The following is a 562-nucleotide window of genomic DNA, read 5'->3' on the forward strand; positions in this document are numbered from 1 at the left end:
TGCGGCGCGGCAATCAGGATGGAAGTGCAGCGTCAATCAGGATGAGAGAGCTTCGCCGGGCTCGTGACGCAGGGAGGGCGTAGCCCGACCGGAGTTACGAGCCCGGCGACGGCGCGATCCGAGTGGACCGCGCCGTCTGGTGATCGCGGCTGGCCGGTGATGGATGGTTCTTCTCGCCAAAGAGGAATCACCCGTTGCCAGGCTGCCATGTCACCGATCACCAGATGAGGCTCTACATGAAGTTCCGTCAAACCAATTCGCCGCCAGAGGCGGCCGCGAAGGCGTCGTTCAGTTCGTCGACCGCCTATCGGCTCGAGAAGGATCTGCGTCTTCCGTCGCAAAAGAAGTCACCGCGGCAAAGGCGCCGGCCGGATCCCTTGGCCAACGTCTTCGGCCTGGAGGTCGTGCCGATGCTGAAGGCGGCTCCCGGCGTGCGGCCTGTGGCGATCTTCGAGGAGATGCTCCGACGCCATCCTGAGCTGGGGGCTGGAATCCGCCGCACGCTCGAGCGCCGGATCCGCGCCTGGCGGGCGATCCACGGCGAGGAGCAGGAGGTCATCTT

At 65.5% G+C, this 562-nt stretch carries 1 pseudogene; it reads left to right on the forward strand.

What is annotated here, in order from left to right:
* Positions 1-194: 194 nt before the first annotated feature.
* Positions 195-562: pseudogene (locus tag IVB27_RS06345) on the forward strand (IS21 family transposase); the annotation flags it as partial.

Source organism: Bradyrhizobium sp. 197, from assembly GCF_023073375.1.
Classification (GTDB): Bacteria; Pseudomonadota; Alphaproteobacteria; order Rhizobiales; family Xanthobacteraceae; genus Bradyrhizobium.